Annotated in this window: 16 protein-coding genes; 8 read left to right on the top strand and 8 right to left on the bottom strand. The window is 60.6% G+C overall.

Translation table 11 applies throughout. From position 1 onward, the window contains the following. Nucleotides 1–70 precede the first annotated feature (70 nt). Both F3J17_RS15530 and F3J17_RS15525 read right to left on the bottom strand, forming a co-directional pair. Nucleotides 71–1,624, bottom strand: a complete 1,554-nt coding sequence (locus tag F3J17_RS15530; protein WP_167060032.1) for a sugar ABC transporter ATP-binding protein — start codon at nucleotides 1,622–1,624, stop codon at nucleotides 71–73. Beyond that, a complete protein-coding gene (locus F3J17_RS15525) occupies nucleotides 1,611–2,903 on the bottom strand; it encodes an ROK family transcriptional regulator (RefSeq protein ID WP_167060029.1) in 1,293 nt (430 codons plus the stop codon). Before F3J17_RS15525 ends, F3J17_RS15530 begins: the two co-directional genes overlap by 14 nt. A 630-nt stretch (nucleotides 2,904–3,533) precedes the next feature. Between F3J17_RS15525 and F3J17_RS15520 the strand changes: the two genes are divergently transcribed. From F3J17_RS15520 to F3J17_RS15500, 5 genes are all read left to right on the top strand, one after another. Beyond that, on the top strand, nucleotides 3,534–4,673 hold the full coding sequence (locus F3J17_RS15520) for a tyramine oxidase subunit B (protein ID WP_167060026.1): 1,140 nt from the start codon (nucleotides 3,534–3,536) through the stop codon (nucleotides 4,671–4,673). A 78-nt stretch (nucleotides 4,674–4,751) separates the two neighbouring features. After that, nucleotides 4,752–5,174, top strand: coding sequence for a RidA family protein (locus tag F3J17_RS15515; protein WP_167060023.1), 423 nt, complete (start codon nucleotides 4,752–4,754; stop codon nucleotides 5,172–5,174). 58 nt (nucleotides 5,175–5,232) lie between these two features. Continuing rightward, nucleotides 5,233–6,540 (top strand): FAD-binding oxidoreductase, encoded by a 1,308-nt coding sequence (locus F3J17_RS15510; RefSeq protein ID WP_167060020.1) that lies wholly within the window; start codon nucleotides 5,233–5,235, stop codon nucleotides 6,538–6,540. 173 nt (nucleotides 6,541–6,713) lie between these two features. Next, nucleotides 6,714–7,715 carry an AraC family transcriptional regulator gene (locus tag F3J17_RS15505; RefSeq protein ID WP_167060017.1) on the top strand — a complete coding sequence of 334 codons (1,002 nt, stop codon included), beginning with the start codon at nucleotides 6,714–6,716 and terminating at the stop codon, nucleotides 7,713–7,715. Nucleotides 7,716–7,860: 145 nt separating this feature from the next. Beyond that, entirely contained in the window at nucleotides 7,861–9,306 is a 1,446-nt protein-coding gene (locus tag F3J17_RS15500) for an aldehyde dehydrogenase family protein (RefSeq protein WP_167060014.1), read from the top strand. 58 nt (nucleotides 9,307–9,364) lie between these two features. Here F3J17_RS15500 and F3J17_RS15495 read toward each other — a convergent pair whose 3' ends face one another. The 3 genes from F3J17_RS15495 to F3J17_RS15485 all read right to left on the bottom strand — a co-directional run bounded on the left by F3J17_RS15495 (nucleotide 9,365) and on the right by F3J17_RS15485 (nucleotide 13,498). Continuing rightward, nucleotides 9,365–10,567 (bottom strand): porin, encoded by a 1,203-nt coding sequence (locus tag F3J17_RS15495; RefSeq protein ID WP_167060011.1) that lies wholly within the window; start codon nucleotides 10,565–10,567, stop codon nucleotides 9,365–9,367. Nucleotides 10,568–10,692: 125 nt separating this feature from the next. Further along, nucleotides 10,693–12,138 carry an amidase gene (locus F3J17_RS15490; protein ID WP_240160993.1) on the bottom strand — a complete coding sequence of 482 codons (1,446 nt, stop codon included), beginning with the start codon at nucleotides 12,136–12,138 and terminating at the stop codon, nucleotides 10,693–10,695. A gap of 49 nt (nucleotides 12,139–12,187) precedes the next feature. Continuing rightward, a complete protein-coding gene (locus F3J17_RS15485) occupies nucleotides 12,188–13,498 on the bottom strand; it encodes an MFS transporter (RefSeq protein WP_167060005.1) in 1,311 nt (436 codons plus the stop codon). Between the two features lie 157 nt (nucleotides 13,499–13,655). Between F3J17_RS15485 and F3J17_RS15480 the strand changes: the two genes are divergently transcribed. Further along, a complete protein-coding gene (locus tag F3J17_RS15480; RefSeq protein WP_240160992.1) occupies nucleotides 13,656–14,705 on the top strand; it encodes a LysR substrate-binding domain-containing protein in 1,050 nt (349 codons plus the stop codon). Nucleotides 14,706–14,716: 11 nt separating this feature from the next. On the opposite strand, the gene F3J17_RS15475 is transcribed toward F3J17_RS15480, so the two are convergent. From F3J17_RS15475 to F3J17_RS15465, 3 genes are all read right to left on the bottom strand, one after another. Further along, entirely contained in the window at nucleotides 14,717–16,027 is a 1,311-nt protein-coding gene (locus F3J17_RS15475) for an MFS transporter (RefSeq protein WP_167059999.1), read from the bottom strand. Nucleotides 16,028–16,169: 142 nt separating this feature from the next. Further along, nucleotides 16,170–16,946 (bottom strand): ABC transporter permease subunit, encoded by a 777-nt coding sequence (locus F3J17_RS15470; RefSeq protein WP_167060482.1) that lies wholly within the window; start codon nucleotides 16,944–16,946, stop codon nucleotides 16,170–16,172. Nucleotides 16,947–16,962: 16 nt separating this feature from the next. Then, a complete protein-coding gene (locus tag F3J17_RS15465; protein ID WP_167059996.1) occupies nucleotides 16,963–17,883 on the bottom strand; it encodes an extracellular solute-binding protein in 921 nt (306 codons plus the stop codon). 592 nt (nucleotides 17,884–18,475) lie between these two features. Here F3J17_RS15465 and F3J17_RS15460 point away from each other — a divergent pair. Beyond that, a complete protein-coding gene (locus F3J17_RS15460; RefSeq protein ID WP_345891202.1) occupies nucleotides 18,476–19,573 on the top strand; it encodes an N-acetylmuramoyl-L-alanine amidase in 1,098 nt (365 codons plus the stop codon). Between the two features lie 149 nt (nucleotides 19,574–19,722). Next, nucleotides 19,723–21,051 (top strand): chloride channel protein, encoded by a 1,329-nt coding sequence (locus tag F3J17_RS15455; RefSeq protein ID WP_167059990.1) that lies wholly within the window; start codon nucleotides 19,723–19,725, stop codon nucleotides 21,049–21,051. The last annotated feature ends 28 nt before the right edge of the window (nucleotides 21,052–21,079 follow it).

Below are 21,079 nucleotides of genomic sequence, written 5' to 3'. Positions count from 1 at the left end.
CTCAATATCTCTTCGACGGATGCGTGCTGCGTGCGTCCTGTAGGTGTCTGCGTTTCAGGCGGCCTGTGTATCAGGCGGCCTCATCCAGCGCGCCCTGCGAGCCGGTGGCGAGTTCGATGATGGCTTCCTGACTGATGGGCTTGCCGGTATAGCCGCCCAGCTCTCCGGCGAATTCGCCTTCGCGCATGACCAGCACACGATCGGCCACGCCGATGATTTCGGGCAGCTCGCTCGAAATCACGATGATCCCCACGCCGGTTTTGGCGAGGTCGTTGATGATGCGGTAGATCTCCGACTTCGCACCGATATCGACGCCGCGGGTCGGTTCGTCGAGGATCAGCACGCGTGGCTTCGTTTCCAGCAGGCGCGAGAGCAGCACCTTCTGCTGATTGCCGCCCGAGAGCGCACCCACGTTCACGCGCGGGCTGGGTACGCGAATCGACAGCGCGCGGATCGAGTCCTTGGCGCGCGCCGAACCGCGTGCGAGATCGAGCACGCCAAAGCGCGCATCGCGTCCGGCCACGGCCACGTTGATGTTGTCGCGCACGCTCATATCGAGGAACAGGCCTTGATGCTTGCGGTCTTCGGTCAGATAGACGAGTCCCGCGTCGATGGCGTCGCGCGGCGTATGCACGGCAAGCGTGCGCCCGTCGATGGCGATCTCGCCGCGTGCGCGTGGTTCCGCGCCGAAGATCAGGCGCGCGAGTTCCGTACGGCCCGCGCCCACCAGTCCCGCGATGCCGAGCACTTCGCCCGCATGCAGATCGAGACTGCAGCCGCGCACGCGCTTATCGTCCGCGACATCGCGCACGGTCAATACCACCTTGCCTGGGTCGTAAGGCGCGTGGGCTTTTTTGTAGAACCCCGAAATATCGCGGCCCACCATCATGCCGACGAGGCTTTCGGCGCTGAGTTCCTCGCGCATCAGCGTGCCGACGTAGCTGCCGTCGCGCAGCACCGAAACGCGGTCGGATAGCTCATAAATCTCGGCCATGCGATGGCTGATGTAGATGATCGCGAGACCTTCTTCGCGCAGTTGCAGAATCAGCTTGAAAAGGCGTTCGGTTTCGCGCGAGGAGAGCGGCGTGGTGGGTTCGTCCATCACGATGATGCGCGCTTCGGTATGCACGGCGCGCGCGATTTCCACTAGCTGGCGTTCGGCGATCGATAGCGAGCCCACCAGCGTGGTCGGCCCGAAAGTCGCGCCCAGACGCGTGAGCACGTCCTCGCAGCCGCGCTCCATCGCTGCACGGTCAACCACGCCGAAGCGGCGGCTGCCTTTGCGCAGCTCGCGGCCCGCGTAGATGTTTTCGGCCACGCTCAGATTGGGCGCGAGGCTCAGTTCCTGATAGATCACGGCCACGCCCAGTTCGCGGGCGGCAAGTGGCCCATCGATTACCACGGCCTGGCCGTCGAGCAGGATCTCGCCGCCCGGATCGGCCTGATAGGCGCCCGAGAGAATCTTCATGAGCGTGGACTTGCCCGCGCCGTTCTCGCCCATCAGCGAATGGATCTCGCCGGGCCAGACCGAGAGGCGCACATTGTCGAGCGCGCGCACGCCGGGAAAGGTCTTGCTGATGCCCCGCATTTCCAGCAGCGGGGGCGTCGACTCAGAGCGCGACATGGCTCACCTCCTGGGCTTGCGCCTGCATTTGCGTTGGGTTCTGCGACGTTGCCTGCATCTGCGCGCCGGCGCCCATCAGGATGCCCGCGCGCGGAGAAAAGTTGAAAAACATCGGCAGCGTGGCCGCGCCGAGTGCGCCCGCGTCCGGACCAAAGGTGCCGCGCACCAGTTCGGGCGTGCCGCGCGCCTCGGGCGCAGTCGCCGCGACGGCCCAGCGCAGGCGCTCCATGAGCGTGTCGATCAGGCCCGCGTCCACATCGGCGTCCAGCACGACGGCGGGCACGTCGAGCACGCACAGCGCCGAACGTAACGCGGGCGCAAGCGCGTCGATGCAGTCGTCGAGCCATTCTTCGACGGCGGGGTGACCGCTGGCGATATGACCTTCGATATCGGCACGGCTTTCGACACGCGCGCCGCGATATTGCAGGTGTCGGCGCAGCGCGATCAGCGACGCGCGCGAAAGCAGAATGTCCCACTTGCCGTCAGGCTTGTATGCCGAGGGCAGGGTGCTGGGCGGCACCGGCATCACCGCGAAATCGCCCGCATTGCCGGTCAGGCCGCGCACGCAGTCTCCGTCCACCGCAATGCCGCCGCCGATGGCCGGGCCCAGGAAGAGGTAGAGGAAGTCGTCGCGTTGACGCCCGCAGCCGTAGAAGATTTCAGCGATGGCGGCGGCGTTGCCGTCGTTCTCGCTGAATACCGGCAACGCCAGCGCGCGGCCCAGTTCACCCGCGAAATCGACTTCGCTCCAGACGCGGAAGGTATCGGTGGGCAAACCCAACTCGCGCAGCCAGCTGCCGAGGTTGTACGGTTGCGCCACGCCGATGCCGGCCAGACGCTTGCGTTCTTCCTTATCCAGCAGTCCTGATAGTTCATTGATGTCGTGCTGGACGATTTCCTGCGCTTGCGCGGGGCTTGGCAACAGCATGTCGTGCGAGCGGCGCTCGATCATCTGGCCCGCGAAGTTCACCAGCACGGTTTCGATATTGGTCCGGTCGAGGCGCACGCCGATGGCGAACGCGCCGCGCGGAGAGAGGCGCAGCAGCGAGGCGGGCTGGCCGCGTCCGCCGTCGAGGCGCCGGCCGCTCAGTTCGATCAGGCCGCTCTGGATCAGCGAGGTAATGATGCTGCCAACCGCCGTGCTGGTGAGGTTCGCAAGGCGGGCGAGATCGGCCTTCGAGGCTTCGCCGGCGCGCCGCAACGCCTGCAACAGCAGTCGCTCATTGAAGCGGCGAACATTGGCCGAGTTGCTGCCCTGGCCCACATGCGGACTTCTCACGCGTCTCCTCCGGTGGGGCCTGCTGGCCCGCTTTAAATAAATCAAGTTGATTTATTTAAGAGGACCGGGACGTCGATGTCAAGAAGCGGGGATGCTGCGCTGTGTCAGGCCAGATGGGGCTGCTCAGGCGGAAACCCTTGTCGTTATTAGCTTTGCAGGCGCTCATGCGGCGCATACGCCTTTGCCCGCTTGGGGTAAATCCCGAGTCAAGGGGCTAGAAATTCGAGTATTTGATCTTTTGGTGGTCAATTATTCGAGAGGGACGCCTCTGCGAAATCGGGTGGCAACCTGGCATGGGTAGCGTGCTTTTCCTGACCATGCCGATGATCTGGATATTAGTAAGAAATACTAAGTTATTAAACTGCGAGGCTCACGAAAATCAATCAAAAAGGGTGATCGGCATCCATCCCGTGGATATCCCGGCACGGTCAATCGCGTGGCGCAATTTATCGAGTTAATGGCGCGGAGCGTCATGGTTGCCATCTTTTGGCTGATCGATACTCACCGCAATCAGAAGAGCACACCCTGATCGTCAGCGCAGCAAAGGACGTCAATATTGACCTCCGGTGCGACGAGAAAACTGGCAGGTGCCCCAAGACATCACGATCCTATTTGCTGAGAACTCCTAAAATGACACGAGACACGAAGATCGATTTTATCTATCTGTCTGAGCAGGACATGATTGCGGCAGGTGTTACCGATATGCCGGCGTGCGTCGACACCATGGAGGAGATGTTCGGTCTTCTCTATCACGGCGATTACCGCATGGCCGGTGCGAACAACGACTCGCACGGCGCCGCAGTGTTCTTCCCGGAGCAATCGCCATTCGAGCATATGCCAAAGCCGACGGCAGACCGTCGCTTCATGGCCATGCCGGCCTATCTGGGCGGTCGCTTTCGCACGGCTGGCATGAAGTGGTACGGCTCGAACATTGAGAATCGTGAGAAAGGCCTGCCCCGTTCAATTCTCACTTTCGTCTTGAACGATGCCGATACGGCTGCGCCGCTGGCGTTCATGTCCGCGAATCTGCTTTCGGCTTATCGCACCGGCGCGATTCCGGGCGTTGGCGCACGACATCTCGCCCGCAAGGACTCGCGCGTGGTCGGCATCGTTGGGCCCGGCGTGATGGCCAAGACCACGTTGATGGCGTTGATGGCCGTGTGTCCGCTTATCGACACGGTGAAGATCAAGGCGCGCGGCCAGGCGAGCCTGGACAGTTTCCTGACGTGGCTGGATCAGACCTTCCCGCAGGTGAAGACGGTGACCCTCGTGGATACCGTCGAGGCCGTGGTGCGCGACTCCGACATCGTCACCTATTGCAGTTCCGGCGCGACCGGCGATCCCTCGCAGTATCCGCTCGTGAAGCGTGAGTGGGTGAAGCCGGGCACGTTCCTGGTGATGCCCGCGTCCTGCAATATCGACGAAGGCATGGAACAGGCAGACGTGCGCAAGGTGGTCGATAACACCGGTCTCTACGAGGCATGGTTCGAGGAATTGCCCAAACCCGCTCATACGCATGTACCCGTGATCGGCGTGCGTTTCATGGACATGATCGCCGAAGGCAAGATGTCGGCGGATCAGCTGGAGGATCTGGGCAAGATTGTGGCTGGTGAGTCCAGCGGCCGAAACAACGACGAAGAAATCATCATCATGTCGGTGGGTGGGATGCCGGTCGAAGACGTTGCATGGGGAACGGTTGTGTATCGCAACGCCGTGGAGCGTGGCATCGGCGTCAAACTGAATCTGTGGGATGTGCCCGTCCTGCGTTGATTGGACGGTTGCGGCGAGGTGGTGCGAAAAAGCCGCACTCGCCGTTTTGCACCCAGCGCGTGTATTCGTGGAGAAAGTATGACCAGGGTAGTCAAGATCAAGACGGGCTCGAAGTTCGAGGAAATCGGCAGTTATTCGCGCGTGGTATGTGTCGATAACTGGATTTATGTGTCGAACACCGCCGGGCGTCATCCCCAGACACAGCAGATTCCGGAAGACGTGGTCGAACAGACACTTCAGGTGTTTGCCAATATCGAAGCCGCGCTTGCGGCCGTCGATGCAACGCTTGCCGATGTCATAGCGTCGCGCGTATTCATTCAGAACCCTGACGACACGATGGCCGTGATGACGAAGATCGGCGAGAAGTTTCGCGGCATCGATCCGGTCAGTACGGTGACCTGCCCGCCGCTCGGTTCGACCGTCTATAAGGTCGAAATCGAAGTCACGGCATACCGTGGCGCGTCGCGCGTCGAGATCGAAAAACGCACCGTTGCGCTTTGAATTGATGTACCGGCGGCTCGTCATGCCGCCTGGTGCGCGTCTTGTTTGAGGATGATCCGTGGCCCCCAGAATTCAGCCCGTCACAACATCGACGGCATTTCCCTCCAGCACGACCGTTGTGGTGATCGGCGGCGGTATTGTCGGTTTGTCGGCCGCACTCACGCTCGCCGAGCAAGGCATCCCCGTCGTGGTGCTGGAGAAAGGGCGTATCGCGGGGGAACAATCCTCGCGCAATCTCGGCTGGGTACGCAAGATGGGGCGCGCCGCACCAGACGTGCCCATGTCGCTGGCCGCCGATCGTTTATGGGCGCAAATGCCCGCACGCGTCGGTGTCGATGTCGGTTATCGTCAGGCAGGCATCATGTATCTCGCCTCCACCGAAGCCGAAATGGCCGCGCATGAGGGATGGATTCGCTCGGTCGGCCATCTGGATCTCGATTCGCGCATGCTGACGAAAGACGAGATCGATGCCACGGTCCCAGGCGGTAAGGGCAGATGGGCTGGCGGCATTCATACCCCATCGGATGGGCGCGCAGAACCTACGTTGGCTTCAAGCGCGATTGCCGAAGCGGCGCTGCGCCTGGGCGTCGTCATCATGGAGCAGTGCGCCGTGCGTACTTTGACGTTCGCCGGCGGCAAGGTCAGCGGCGTGATGACCGAGCGCGGTGAAATTCGCTGTGAACAGGTGTTGCTGACCGGCGGGCTTTGGTCGCGGCGTTTCCTCGGGAATCTGAATGTATCGCTGCCAACGCTGCCGCTGATCTGTTATGCGATCCGCACTGCGCCGATGGCAGGACCCACGGATATCGCAGTTGGCGGCCCTGACTTCTCGTTTCGCAAGCGGCTTGACGGGGGCTTTACGATCACGCATCGCGCGGCGCTGGGCGCGCCATTGCTGCTCGATCACCTATTGATTGGCCGACAATATTTGCCCGCGCTAAAACATCAGCGTCATGCACTGCGTCTTTCTTTCGGCAAGGATTTCGCGCGCGATCTGGCATTGCCGCGACGCTGGAAAGGCCATGCCGTTTCGCCATTCGAACGTGTGCGTACCATGGACCCCGCGGTCAATGAAGGCATCAATGCCGAAGCCATGCGCAATCTGGCTGCTGCGTGGCCGATATTCGACAATGCGGTGGTTGAAGAAGTGTGGGCAGGTTGCATGGATATCACGCCCGATTCGTTGCCCGTCATTGGGCCGGTTGCAGGCTTGCCGGGTTTAACCGTGGCGACCGGATTTTCCGGGCATGGCTTTGGTACTGCGCCCGCCGCGGGGCATCTGGCCGCAGATCTCGTGGCAGGCAATACGCCGATTATCGATCCGTCGCCTTATCGGCTTGAGCGATTTTCGAATCCGCATAAATAACGCTCACACGCAGGCGTTACTTTCGTTGCGCGCGCAATGGAAATTAAAACTGAAACGGCATTTGGTGGTTTATCGAAATGCATAATTTTGTTCGCTTGAGCAATGCGCCCAAAGGGCGATAAAGTGCGCCGAAGTGAGTGTTGCCAATGTGCCGCGCTCGATCGGAGACGAACATGAATACTACTCATCGAAGCAGCAGTTTCCCGATGATTCGCGGCGCCGTGATGGGTCCCATCGTGCGCGCACTCGACGCAGGCGGCGCCGATTGCGATGCGCTTCTTGCCCAGTTCGGCTTGAGCCGGCGCCAGCTTGCCGATCCCTATGAAATCGTGCCGCTCAGGCGTTATGTCGAGGCGTTCGAGCTGGCGTCGCAGGTTCTCGATGAACCGTGGATCGGCTTGCGTCTTGGCCGGGAAATACCGCTTTCCGAACTGGGTCCCGCAGGTCTGGTGTTTACCTCGTCGCCCAAACTCGGATCGGCGATCCGTCGCTTCAGTGAAGCGCTTGGTTCATGGCAAAGCGCGGTGCTGGTCGATCTCGCCAGCGATAGCGGCTGGCCCATGTGGCGCTATCGCATCGCCAGCTCCGAGATCTGGCCGCGCCGCCAGGATGCCGAATACACCGTCAGTTCCATGTGCCACATGATCCGCCTCGTGCGCGGGCCGCAATGGGTGCCGGTCGAGGTGCATTTCGAGCATGCGGCTCCCGCCGATACCAGTCCCTATCATCGGATCTTTCGCGTGCCGGTGAGATTCCAGCAGCCGGTCAGCGGCGTGGTATTGCATCCTCATGACCTGGACACCACGCTCACGAGTGCGGATACGCGCCTGGCTCGCCTGATGGAGTGCCACGCCACCGATCTGATCTCACGCGAGACGGTGCCCAATGGTCTGGTGGATCAGGTGCGCGATCTGGTGATGCGCCGTCTTGCTAGAGAAAAGCTCGTAATTGCCGACATCGCGCGTGATATTGGCCTGTCGAATCGTACGTTGCAGCGCCATCTGGCCGCAGCCGGTACATCCGTGCGCGACATCATCCGCGAAGAGCGCCAACGCAGCGTGACGGTGTTGCGTGAGCGCGAAGGCATGACCAACTCGGCAATCGCGCATGCGGTGGGTTATGCGGACGCAACCGTTCTGTGGCGTGCGAAGCGCCAATGGAACCGGTCGGCCTGATTGTGTGGCGTGGTTTATCGATACTCTGGCGTAACCCGCCAGTTCGCAATCGAGTCGGAGTGCTTAACATGAAATACGGTAATCAACTATTTCATGACCTCGCCGCGATGTGCCATCGCCGCGTGAGCTACTCAGGAGAACAACCATGTCGCTTCGGCTCGACAATTTCATCGACGGCGCATTTCAGGCCGCAGCCAGCGCGGAGACCTTTGCGAAAATCGAACCGGCCACCGCGCTCGAACTGGCAACGGTCGCCGCGTCGGGTCAGGCCGATGTGGAGGCGGCCGTCGCAGCCGCCCGTCGCGCGTTTCTCGGTAGCTGGCGCGACGCCGGCGCAGTGCGTCGAGGTCAATATCTGAACCGGCTGGCGGATCTGGTCGAACGCGACGCCGATGTCTTTGTCGATCTGCTCGCCTGTGAGCAAGGGCGCGCGTCCATGGAAATGCGCCTGATGGACGTCCCGATGACGGTGGACACCTTGCGTTATTTCGCTGGCTGGGCGGACAAGCTGGAGGGGCGCACGATTCCCACGGCGGGCAGTATGGGGCGTCAGACGCTGAACTACACCGAGCTGGAGCCGCTGGGCGTGATTGCGCAGGTGATTCCATGGAACGCACCGCTGATGATTTGCGCGTGGAAACTTGCGCCTGCGCTCGCGGCGGGCTGTACGGTCGTCATCAAGCCGTCTGAAGATGCGCCGGTGGCATTGACGCATTTGATGCGTCTGGTGGCCGAAGCCGCCATACCGCCAGGAGTCGTTAATCTTGTCCATGGCATCGGGCCGACGGCTGGGCGTGCGCTGGTGACGCATCCGGACATCGCCAAAGTCAGCTTCACGGGCAGTACAGAAGTCGGTCGTGCAATCTCCCGCGATCTTGCTGGTACGTTCAGGCCTCTCACGCTTGAACTGGGCGGCAAGGCGGCGCAGATCGTGATGGCGGATGCCGATATCGAACAGGCGGTTGCGGGCCTGATGATGGGCCTTTACGCGAACCAGGGGCAGACTTGCGCAGCGGGGTCGCGCATCCTCGTGCATCGCTCGATCAGCAAGGCGGTTTCTCAGGCGCTGGCCGCCGCGACCGACGCAATCCGGGTGGGCGACCCGCGCGAAAATGGTGTGCAAATGGGCGCGTTGATCAATGCGCGTCACAAGGCGCGCGTCGAACGTTATATCGATCTGGCTATTCAGGAAGGCGCTACGCGGCTTGCAGGCGGCAGGGCTGTGCCGGACCACGGCAACTTCGTGAGCCCAACGCTTTTCGCTCACGACGATCCGAATGGCACGTTGGCCCAGGAAGAGATTTTTGGCCCAGTAGGTGTCGTGATTGCGTTCGACGATGAAGAAGAGGCCGTACGCATCGCCAATTCCACGCGTTATGCGCTCTCGGCTTCGTTGTGGACGCGCGATGTGTCGCGCGCGCATCGCCTTGCGAGACGGGTCGACGTGGGCGCGGTGGCGGTGAATTGCTGGAGTCCGCTGGACCCGCGTCTTGCCTGGGGCGGCCATAGGGATAGCGGCGTGGGCCATGATCTTTCGCGTCGTGCACTTGAATCGTATCTGCGCGAAAAAACAGTAACGCTCGCACTGTGAAATCGGAACGGCGGAAGACCGTGTTGTCATCGAATGGTCTTCCGCTTGAGGCATGCGTTCAGAACTTATGCCGCATGCCGATGCGGATTACCGCCTGCTTGTCGTTCGCCGATGCCGACGGTCCGTTAATGGCCGCCACCGCGGCTTTGCCCGTCGAATCGACGCCCGACGCCTTTTGATAGACGCCGATGATATAAACATCGGTGCGCTTGGAGAGCAGATAATCCAGTCCCGTTGCGAACTGGTTATAGGACGCGCCGCCTTGTCCCGCCATGGAATTGCCATGGGTGTAGTCATAGGCCGCGCCCCACAACAAGGCCGGCGTGAATTGATAGCGGAAATTCGCTTCGACGTTATTGAAGATCGCCGTGCCGCTCAGGCCACGCGGATTTGGCCCGGACGAAAGATCGCCAAGATCGCGAAAGCGGGTATTCGAATAAACGACGCCTGCGGTAGCGGAGCCAATCGTATAGGCGGCTGCCGCATCGAGCACGGTCATCGATTTCGCCGATGCATAGCCGGAATAGACCGGCGAAAGCATGTTATTGCCTGGTACGCCATTGACCACGGCGGCGGGGCTGCCGCCGCTACCAAAGAAGGCCGTGTTGGGGTTCTGCACGTCGAGATAGCCAGCGGCGAGTGTCAGCGCGCTGCTTGAATAACTGGCGGTGGTCGACCAGATGCGGTTGCGCGCAAAGTTGCCCGCTACGCCTCCCGGGCTAAACATGCCCGCGACCGTCAAGCCTGCATAGTTATTGCTGGTGAATTTGATCGCGCTGTTGGTGGAGTTGGTGTTGTTGATATTGTCGAGATCGCCCGGGTGTGCAGCCATATAACCGCCCCATTGGCCGCCGGCCTCCATCGTGCCAATCATGTCGACATTCGTATCGTATTGACGGCCCAGCGTGATCGTCCCGTAAGGCGAAGTCATGCCCACATAGGCTTTCTTGCCGAACAGCAGGCCGCCTTGGCCCGCCTTGCCCGTGCTGGCGTCGAAGCCGTTTTCAAGCACGAAAATCGTTTTAAGACCGCCACCCAGATCTTCCGTACCGCGCATGCCCCAGCGGCTTTGCTGCATCACGCCGCTGAGCAGGCGAACCGCGCTATGACCCGACACACTGCCGTTGGCATTGGCGGTGGCGGCATTGCTGAAATAGCTGAGGCCTTCGTCGATGATGCCGTAGAGCGTCACGGAACTTTGTGCGTAGGCACAAGCAGGGGCGAGGGCGGTAGTGCAAAGGGCGAGAAGCGCTTTTTTCATGGGGTTTTTGACGCTCAGGTTGTAATTGCACGAATCAGGGCGGACCACGCTGTGCGGGTACGCGAGGGGTCGGGCGGCTGTTGACAGCCGCCTGACGAATCGTTGTGCTACTGGAGGGGCGGACGTTACGCTTCGAGCACCGGCGGACGCCGCAAGCTATGCGCGGCTGCCTGCTCGTAGGCATGGCCGAGTTGCAGCACGCCCCAGTCGTCGCGATAACGGCCGGCGATCTGCATGCCGATGGGCAGGCCCGAAGCGCTAAATCCGCAAGGCACCGCAAGCACTGGCGATTCCGTTGAGGAGAGGTACCAGCAGATGCGCATCCAGTCGATGTAACTCGTGTACGTCTGGTTCATGAACGACGCCGGCCAGCGCAATGCTGCGTCGAAAGGATGCATCTGTGTGGCTGGCAGCACATAGAACGCGTGCTCGTTCATGAAGGCGCGCATGCGCTGAAACAGTGCGGTCTTGCGTACGAACATCTGGCCAAGATCGGCCGCGCTCATCGAGCGGTGCAAGCGGTATTCATCCAGTATTTCTGGCTTGAGAAACGATTGCTGCTCCGCATCGAGTTGATCGAAAAGCGTGCCGATCATCCATGCGCGTTCCATTCTGAAGACGTCTTCCGCATCGGCGAGATCCGGATCGGCAAAAACCACTTCGCAGCCGAGCGATTCGAAAATGGCCGCTTGCGCTCGCACGGTGCGCTCGATCTCCGGATCGACCGGCAAACCCGCGAGATTTGCTGAGAACGCCACACGCACGCCGCGGAAATCGCGCTCCAGCGGTTGAACGAATAGCTTCCCGGGTTCGCCAAGTTCCGCTGCCGTCTCGCCGCTCGGTCCTGCGATGGCGCTTAGCAGCAATGCCGTATCCGCGACGTTGCGCGCCATTGGACCGTCCACGCCCAGCGTAGCCCAGCCATTCAGATCGGGCGCGCGGGGTACGCGGCCCGGGGACGGCCTGAGTCCCACGACGTTGTTCCAGGCAGCGGGATTTCGCAATGAGCCGCCCATGTCGCTGCCGCAAGCCAGCGGATTCATGCCGCACGCGAGCGACGCAGCCGCGCCGCCGCTGCTGCCGCCCGCCGACTTGCCGGGGTCCCAGGGATTGCGCGTTACGCCGAACACGCTATTGAACGTATGCGAGCCCGCGCCGAATTCCGGTGTGTTCGATTTGCCGATCATGAGCGCGCCCGCCGCATCGCAACGTCGCACGATCAGGGCGCTTTGAGTGGGGACATGCTGTTCGAAGGCTTCTGAGCCATAGGTGGTGCGTACGCTGCGCGTCGCCGTGAGGTCCTTCTGCGAGACCGGCAAGCCGTGCAGCACGCCTTGCCATTCGCCGCGCGCCCAGCGTGCGTCGATTTCGCTTGCGCGCGTGCGCAACGTATCTATATCGCCGAGTGTGACCAATGCGTTGACTTGCGGATTGACCGCAGCGATGCGCGCCAGATGCGCATCGAGAATGTCGAGCGTGCTAATTTCGCGCTTGCGTTGCAGTTCCAGTAAGGAAATGGCAGATGCTTCGCATAACGAATCAATCGTGTTGATCGAGTGAGATGTCTGCATGTCGTACATGAGTGAATTCCGCTAGTGCGTTGGAAAGAGGGAGGAGAGACTAGATCGCTTCGCGTGCACGTTCCGCGATGAATGCCAGCGGCACCAGCGAGAGCACGCCGCAGACAATGACGTACCACGCGGGCGCGGTGGGATTGCCGGTCGCGCCGATCAACCAGGTCACGAAGAACTGGGCGAAGCCGCCGAAAATCGACACGCCCGCCGCATAAGCAAGCGAAAGTCCCGTGGCGCGCGTGCTGCGCGGAAAAATCTCGGTCAGGAGGGGCCCCGTGGCGCCCGCATTGACGGAGTGCAGCGCAGCGAGTGCGCTAACGACCAGATACAGCGTGAGCGCGGAAGGGCTGTGCGTGATAAGCAGAAAGCCCGGCAAGACCAGCGCGGTCAGCAATACGCGCGACGCGAAATTCACGCGCTTGCGTCCATATCGATCGGACCAGATGCCGCCGACGGGCGACATCACCAGCATCACCGCGCCCGAAAGAATGCCGCACCACATGGCGGTATCCATCGGCAGGTGCAGGAATGTGATCGCATAGGTCGACATGTAATAGAGCACGATGAAATGTGCCGACGTGCCGCCAATCACGAGCAGCAGTGCAAACAGGAGTTGCATCCCGTCGCGGGTAAAGACCGTCTTGAGCACGCCCTGACCCGCGCGCTCTGGAGCGGCCGTGTCGCTTGCGTCTTCACCAATGCGCGAACGCAGATAGAGGCCGAGCGGCGCGATCAGCACGCCTGTGAGAAAGGGCAGACGCCAGCCCCAGCTTTCGAGCGAGGCGGTATCCAGGTAGTGCGAAAGCAGAAAACCCACCATCGACCCCGCAAGCGCCGCCGCGCCCTGGCTCGCAAACTGCCAGCTCGTGATGAAACCGCGCCGGCTGGCGCTGGCGCGTTCGGCCAGCAGCGTGGTGGCGACGCCCACTTCGCCGCCTGCGGAAAAGCCTTGTAGCAGCCGTGCGACCAGAATCAGGAGCGGTGCCGCCATGCCAATGTGCGCATACGTAGGCGTGACGCCGATCAGGCCGGTGCCCAGCGCCATGGCCAGCAGCGTGAGGTTCATTGCCGTGAGGCGGCCAAAGCGGTCCGCAATGACGCCGAACATCACACCGCCCAGTGGCCGCGCCACGAAGCCCACGCCGAAGGTGCCCACAGAAAGCAATAACTGCTGTTGTGCCGAAGCCAGCGGAAAAAAGAGCTTGCCGAGCAGCACGGCGAAGAAGCTATAGACGGTCAGATCGAAGAATTCGAAGGCATTGCCAATCGTGGTCGCGACGATCAGGCTGCGCGTGGAGACCGCGCGCGTCGATGTGCAGGCGCCAGGCGTTGTGCCGCGTAGGGAGGGGGACTTCATGAACGGAATTCCTGTCGTGGGTGAATCGTTCGCGGGTGTTTCGCGCACAGCGCGAGACGCATGACTTGCTGATGACGACAGGCACAGTCTAGGGAGACAAAATAACGCCACGGATTTGCTTTTTCTTATTGTGATAACACGGGGTTATCGCGTGCGCATGTCGCCCTATGGCGCGCCGGTGATCCGGGCTATGCCCCATGTTCGCGCTATTTCGTCCGAGGTAGCATCAGTGGAAGCCATGCAGCCGGAGTCGCGGTGCTGCGCCTTTTCCTATCGACGCGGGATCTCACTCTTGAAACATAATCAGCTACGCGCGCTGGTGGCGATTGCCGAGCACGGCAGCCTGCGGGCGGCGGCCAAAACCGTTTGCCTGTCGCAACCGGCGTTGACCAAGGCCATTCGCGAACTGGAGCAGGATCTGGGCGTGCCGCTCGTCACGCGCAACGCGCGCGGCGCCCAGCTCACGCAATTCGGTCGCGCGATCTATGCACGGGCAAAGTTGATTCTCGCGGAGATGCAGCACGCACGCGACGACGTGTACCGGCTTTCCGGCATGGAGGGCGGAGTGGTGTCCTGTGCGGTTACGCCACTCATTTCCCTCAAGTATCTTCCGCGTGCGATGCGCATGTTCAGGCAACGCATGACGACGACGCGGCTTTCGGTACAGGAGGGCTTTCTGACTCAGGCTACCGCAGGCGTGCGTGACGGCACGCTCGATTTCGCCATTGCGATTGTCAATGACGCGAAGATTTCAAGCGAATTCCAGTTTAAACCTTTGCTCGAAGCGGACTTGATCATTTCGGCGCGCAAAGGACATCCGCTCGCGAATGCGCGATCCATCTTCGATCTGGGAGCCGCTGACTGGATGCTGAATACGACGCCCGAAAGCATCGGGCGCGTCGTACAGGATTATTTCGTGGACATGGGAGCGGCCGCGCCGCGCGTGGTGATCGAATGCAGTTCGTTCAGCGCGAGCTTTTCTTTATCGGCCAACAGCGATCTGCTTTCGTGCTGCCCAAGAAGCTTTCTGGAATCGAGCTGGTTTAGCGATCAGGTGATCGCCGTGCCGGTGGAAGAGCCGTTGCCGCGAGTTTCGGTGGGCATCATCTCGCGGCGCGACGCGCTCAATACGGCGGCGTGCGATTACCTGATCGACTGCTTTTCTGAGGCAGTTTCTGCGCTGCCGTTAGCAGCGCTGTGTCCATGATTCGGGTGCTATCACGTTGGCTCACGCGTTTCACGTGTGAATAGCAGCGTTACCGCCGTGATGACGCCGAGCACGGCCAGGAATAGCGAAACAGGCCAATATGCGTGGAAGCGTGACAGTAGCGCAGTAGCGATCAGTGGCGACAGGCCGCCGGCAAAGATTGACGCCACCTCATGCCCCAGCGCCACGCCTGAGTAACGGACTTCGGTGCTGAACAGTTCGCCGACCAGTGCGGGCAGGGTGCCGATCATCGCGCCGTGACAGATCGCAGCGCCAGCCACCAGCGCGAGCCAGATGAGCGGCGCGGAATGCGTATTCAGCAGCCAGAAGAACGGAAAGGCCATCGCAACGAGCGAGAGCGCGCCGATCATATAGACGGGCTTGCGGCCGATGCGATCGGAAAGCTTGCCCCACGCGAGCATCGCGCCCATTTCGATGATCATTGCGAGCATCACGCCGATCAGCATGGTGGAATTCGGAATACCCGCGAACTTGCCGTAGACCAGCGAGAAAGCGAGAAAGATATAGGCGCCGCCGTTTTCCGCAACGCGCAGACCCATCGCAATGAGAATCTCTTTTGGATGACGTTTGATCGCTTCGAGCACCGGCATGTGTGAAGTCTTGCCCGCTTGTTCCGCGGAAGCGAAATCGCGGCTTTCGGGCAGGCGGCGGCGAATATACACGCCGATCACGAAAATAAGCAGGCTCGCCAGAAACGGCAGGCGCCATCCCCACGTCACGAATTGATCGTGCGGCAACGCCTGAACGGCAAGAAAAGCCGCGGACGAAAGTACGAAGCCGCCGCCCACACCCAACTGGCTCCATGCCGCGTAATAGCCGCGCTTTTCGGGCGGCGCGCTTTCGCTGATCATCAGCACGCCGCCACCCCATTCGCCGCCTGACGCGATGCCCTGAAAGATTCTCAACGTGACGAGCGCAACCGGCGCCCACATACCAACCTGCGCGTAACTGGGTAAAAGCCCAATGCCGAAAGTGGCAACGCCCATGATCAGCAATGTCCAGACTAAAGAGGTTCGTCGCCCGTAGCGGTCGCCGATATGGCCGAAGACGATGCCGCCGAGCGGGCGCGCTACGAAGCCGATAGCGAACGCGGCGAAGGCGCCCAGCGTACCGACGAGCGGGTCGGCGTTGGGCGGAAAGAACAGTTGCCCGAAGATCAGCGCCGCCGCCGTGCTGTAAATAAAGAAGTCGTACCACTCCATCGCATTGCCTGCCACGGACGCAATCACGATGCGCTTGAGGGACGGTTCCGATTGTGCGCTCGTGTGAGCCGCGCGGGCCGGTGAATGAACGGAAGCCATATCTACTCGCGTCGAAAGATTCAGTGCAAGCGTCCACGCCAGTTGCGTGGCGAATGGCAATCAGTGTCCAGGTCAGGCTGCGTGGTGTCAAATCAACCGAAATTGCATGCCATTATCGGCACGATGGATATGTGCGGCTATTTCAGGTTTTGCGTGTGCGCCTGAAAAATGACAGGAGTATGAGCGGAAGCGGCAAGGACAACAAAAGAATCCAGATGAGCACGTAGACCGACTGCAGTCCATCGTTCTGCAGATTCACGAATAGTTTCACCGGGATGCCTTGTGGAAAGTACGAGAATACCGCCGCAATACCAAACTCGCCGATCATTCTGACCCAGGCGACGATGGCGCCCGTGCAGATCTCCCGCGCGGCAATAGGGAGACTGATGTGCCAGAACACGCTCCACGGCGTGCAGCCCAGATCCTGCGCGGCTTCCTCCAGCGCGGGCGGAATGTTTTCGAACGCGGTTCTGGCGGAAACGACGAACCAGGCGAGGCCGCCATAGATCTGCGCGACGATGAACGACGCCGCGTTGTTATTGAGCGACCAGCCCAGGCGCGTGAGGAGTTCGCCGAGCGGGCTGTATGGCCCGTAGGCGCAGACAAGAAGAATGCCGGTCGCCAGAGACGGAGTCAGCAGCGAGAACAGGACGAGCGTTTCGACCGCGCGCCCAATCCATCCGGCAGTTTTCGCCAGCCAGATCGACAGCGGTATGCCGATTGCGATGATGATCAGCAGCGCCCACGCACTGAGTGTCAACGAAACCCGCACCGCATCCCAATCGCCATAGGCAGCGGTAATGCTTCCCCAGTGTGTCTGGCCGATCAAGGCAAGAAAGGGCACGGCCAGGACCGCGAGTGCAGGTACGCGCAAGGCCCAGGCTAGCGCGCGTGGACGATCCAGATGGCGCGCAGACATAAACTGCGGCATGGGATTAACGGAGCGTTTCGCCCTTGGGCTGACCGTATCCGCGCTGTTTGAAAATGGTCTGTCCTTGCGGACTCAACGCAAATTCGGCGAATTTCTTCGCTTCTTCCGGATTCGGCGCATTCTTGAGGATAGCGACATAAAACACCAATGGCTGCGGCGTAAGCGACTTCAATTCGCCAGCGGGATTGCGGATGCTGAAGGAGACCGTGTTGTACCAGTCTTTCGCGTAAGCGGGGTTGCTGAGATTGATTGCGTCCGGAAGCGGAATATAAGGTAGCCCGGCCGATTTCACGGCGCTTTCATAACCTGACGATGCATCCACCTGACCGGCTTCCAGTCGCGTCAACAGACCGCCTTCAGCGAATACTTCCTGCGGGTTTTCCGTGTCCCCGAGGAGCTTTTTCGCCAGACCCGGTTGTTGGTAGTAACGCTCGGCGAGCATCATCGTGAAGATGATGTTCTGGCCTTGCGGGTCGATTTTTGCATCGGTTCGACCAAAACGAAGGCCCGGTTGTGCAAGCACTTGCCACCACGGTTGTGCGCCGGCTGCCTGGCTTGCCGCGAGCTGGCTGGCGTACCGGCTCTTGGGGTTATAGGCGATCACCATGCTGGTGCTGGCGACCGGGATGGCTTCGTCGATCAGACCCGCGCGTTTCAGAATTGCCATCGGCCCGGGTGTGATCGAGAAAAACACATCGGCAACGAGCTTTTTCGAAGCCAGAAGCCGGGCCATTCCGTATGCGCCTTCGCCTTGCCCCTGATACTGGACGTGGTTTGCTTTCGCGAAAGCAGGGCCGAGGCCCTGATCCATCACGACACCCATCGAACCCGCATAGGTCACTCTCACCGCCTCTTCAGCGTGCGCGCTGCCAAACGCCAAGGCAACGACTGCGGTGGATACCCACGCAGCAATACTCGATTTCATGCTTTTCCTCATACCAGTTTCACAAACGATTCCATCCGGCGAGGGCGAATGTAGCGTAATGGCAGTTGTCGGGACGATTACAGTTTGAGCCTTTTGCATGGGCAACAGCATCACGACGGCACATGCATTCGATTTATCAAGCTGATTTTGTCAACGTATATAGCGCGTGAGACATCAAGAAAGTGTCAAGAAAGCCGGTCTTTCGTTTGTTTTTGCCATGCATTTTTCTCATTGCCTCATGAGAAACAAGACTTGGACGGATGACAGTTTTGTGGCTACATTTTGGCGCCGTTATTTCTGCGCGCCGAATCCCGTTCACGCAAAGATGAAAATCGATTTAAGCAGCAGAGATGCTGCGTTTTCTTGTTGCGGCGAACGATAAGATGCACCGGCCCTTTCTGCCACTTCGGCTCAAGCCACTGCACGTTCACAACGAAATATCATGGAAGATGCAAAGAGGCTTCGTCCTCAAAGGCTCGTCTCAAGCTGCCGTAACCCGTATACGCGTAGAAAGTTTCTGAAGCTTGGCGCCTCTGCGCTGGTGGTGGGCCTTGGTCCCGAACTGGCAGCGGCAAACACCGATCCAAAGGTCGTGGGTGTTCGAGTCTGGCCTGCCGCTGACTACACGCGTGTGGCGATCGAATCGACGCAGCCGCTCGAAGTCAAGGAACATCAGCTTGGCACGCCGGAACGGCTGGTTATCGATCTGCAAGGTCTGACGCTGGATCAGCGCCTGAGGGATATCGTGGCGCAGATTCATCCAGACGATCCGCATATCAAAGGCGTTCGCGTGGGGCAGTTTTCGCCGCAGATCGTGCGGCTGGTCGTCGACCTCAAGGGCGCGGTGTCACCGAAGGTCTTCTCGACTGCACCGGCAGGCCGCTATGGCTATCGGCTGATGGTCGATCTTTATGCGGCATCGGCATCGGTTGAATCGACTTCTTCCTTGCAGGTGCAATCGCACGCCCACACCAATCTGGCGCGAAAGCTGACCATCGCAATCGATCCCGGTCACGGCGGCGAGGACCCCGGCGCCATTGGCGGCGCAGGGACCTACGAGAAACACGTCGTACTGGATATTGCACACCGGTTAAACGAGCGGATCCGCGCTTCGTCAACTATGCAGGCCATCATGACGCGCGACGACGACTTCTTCGTGCCACTGGCCACACGGGTCGCCAAGGCCAAAAGTGCTGGCGCAGACCTGTTCGTTTCCATTCACGCGGATGCTTTTACGACTTCGGCTGCGCACGGTTCGTCAGTATTTGCGCTGTCTGAGCACGGCGCGTCGAGCGCTGCCGCGCGCTGGATCGCGAAAAGCGAAAATGCCTCGGATGAAATCGGTGGACTCGATCTGGGCGGCGCTGATCGTCATCTGGCGCCAGTGCTGTTCGATATGTCCACGACGCAGCAAATCAACGACTCGCTCAAGTACGGCGCGTTCGTGCGCGATGAGATTGGTCAGATCAATCAACTGCATGGCAGCGGTGTCGAGCAGGCAGCGTTCGCGGTTCTGAAGGCACCCGATATTCCGTCGATTCTGGTGGAGACGGCATTCATCAGTAATCCGGAAGAAGAGAAAAAGCTTTTGAACGCTGCATATCGACAAAAAATGGCCGATGCGATCTTCAAAGGCATTCAGCGATATTTCGAGAGCCATCCGCCGCTTGCGCATCGCGTGCAGGTCTAACGGCGCTGCGGGCGGTACACACGCGCGGTATGACCTCCATCTTATATATGCGCTCAGCGCATTGATTCAGAAAAATAAGTAACAAAACGCATACATTGATCGGGATACCATTCGGGTTATCCCGGAATACACGTTTTCAGGCCGTTCCCATGAGTTCCAGTTCCACCGCCATTTCTCACAGCAAGCCTTTGGCCTTCGCCCTCGTCACCGTCCTCACAGGCATTGGCGCGGGGCTTGGCGGGATGGGGCTCGCTTTGCTGCTGCATGCCATCCAGCATGTCGCCTATGGCTACAGCATCGGACAGTGGGTGGGGCATGAAAGCTTTCTGGAAGGCGTGAGCGCCGCATCGCCGATGCGCCGGCTAGCCGTTCTGTCGTTCTGTGGCGCCGTCGCGGGCATCGGCTGGGCGGCGTTATATCGTTATGGCAAGCCGCTGGTCAGCATTCGCAAGGCGGTGAGTTCCGCCGATCCGCGCATGCCTTTCGTCAGCACGATGGTGCATGCGCTGCTGCAGATCGTCACGGTCGCATTGGGCTCGCCGCTAGGACGGGAAGTCGCGCCGCGTGAAATCGGCTCGCTGTTTGCCGGTCGTCTTGCCCATCGTGCGGGGCTTACGAGCGACGATTGTCGTCTCATGGTGGCATGCGGCGCGGGCGCGGGCCTCGCAGCGGTCTATAACGTGCCGCTGGGTGGCGCGGTGTTCGTGCTGGAAGTGCTGTTGGGCACGTTCGCGCCTCGCGCGCTGATTGTCGCGCTCGTGAGTTCGACGATTGCGGCGGTAGTGGCGTGGAGCGGATTGGGCAACGAGCAGCAATACCTCGTTCCCGCGTTTGACTCAAACGGCCCACTGCTGATCTGGGCGGCCGTCTGCGGGCCACTGTTCGGTCTCGCTGCATGGGGCTTCGTCAAACTCACTTCCAGTGCACGCGCACACGCTCCGCGCGGTTTGAAACTGGTCGTGTACTCGATCGTGAACTTCGTGGCGATCGGCGCACTGGTGATCGTGTTTCCGCAACTCGCCGGGAATGGCAAAGGCGCTGCGTCGCTTTCGTTCGATGGCAGTCTCACCATCGCGCTGGCCGCCGCGCTGCTTGTGCTGAAGGTTGCCATCGAGGCTTCGAGCCTGCGCGCGGGCGCAGAGGGCGGTCTGCTCACACCGGGTCTGACAAACGGCGCGTTGCTTGCGGTGGTGCTTGGCGGAGTGTGGAGCTTTTTCTTTCCGACGCTCGCGCCTGGTGCGTGTGCGCTGATTGGTGCAGGCGCGTTTCTCGCCGCTTCCATGCAGATGCCGTTGACCGCCGTGGTGCTGATCGTAGAGTTCACGCATGCGGACCACAATCTGCTTTATCCCTTGTTGCTCGCGGTTGCTGGTTCGGTCATGACAATTCGAGTGATGCCTGCCGTGCTGGCCTGGATGAGCCATTCGCGCCTGCGTGCGGAGATTGCGGAAAAGCAGGTCGAACATTCGAACGTTTGAATATTGCCACTTTTGCGCTCATCTCACG

It is taken from the genome of Burkholderia sp. Ax-1719, assembly GCF_011753055.1.
In the GTDB taxonomy this organism is placed as follows: Bacteria; Pseudomonadota; Gammaproteobacteria; order Burkholderiales; family Burkholderiaceae; genus Paraburkholderia.
Note: the sequence above shows the minus strand (reverse complement) of the source record. Positions and strands in the feature narration are given on the sequence as shown.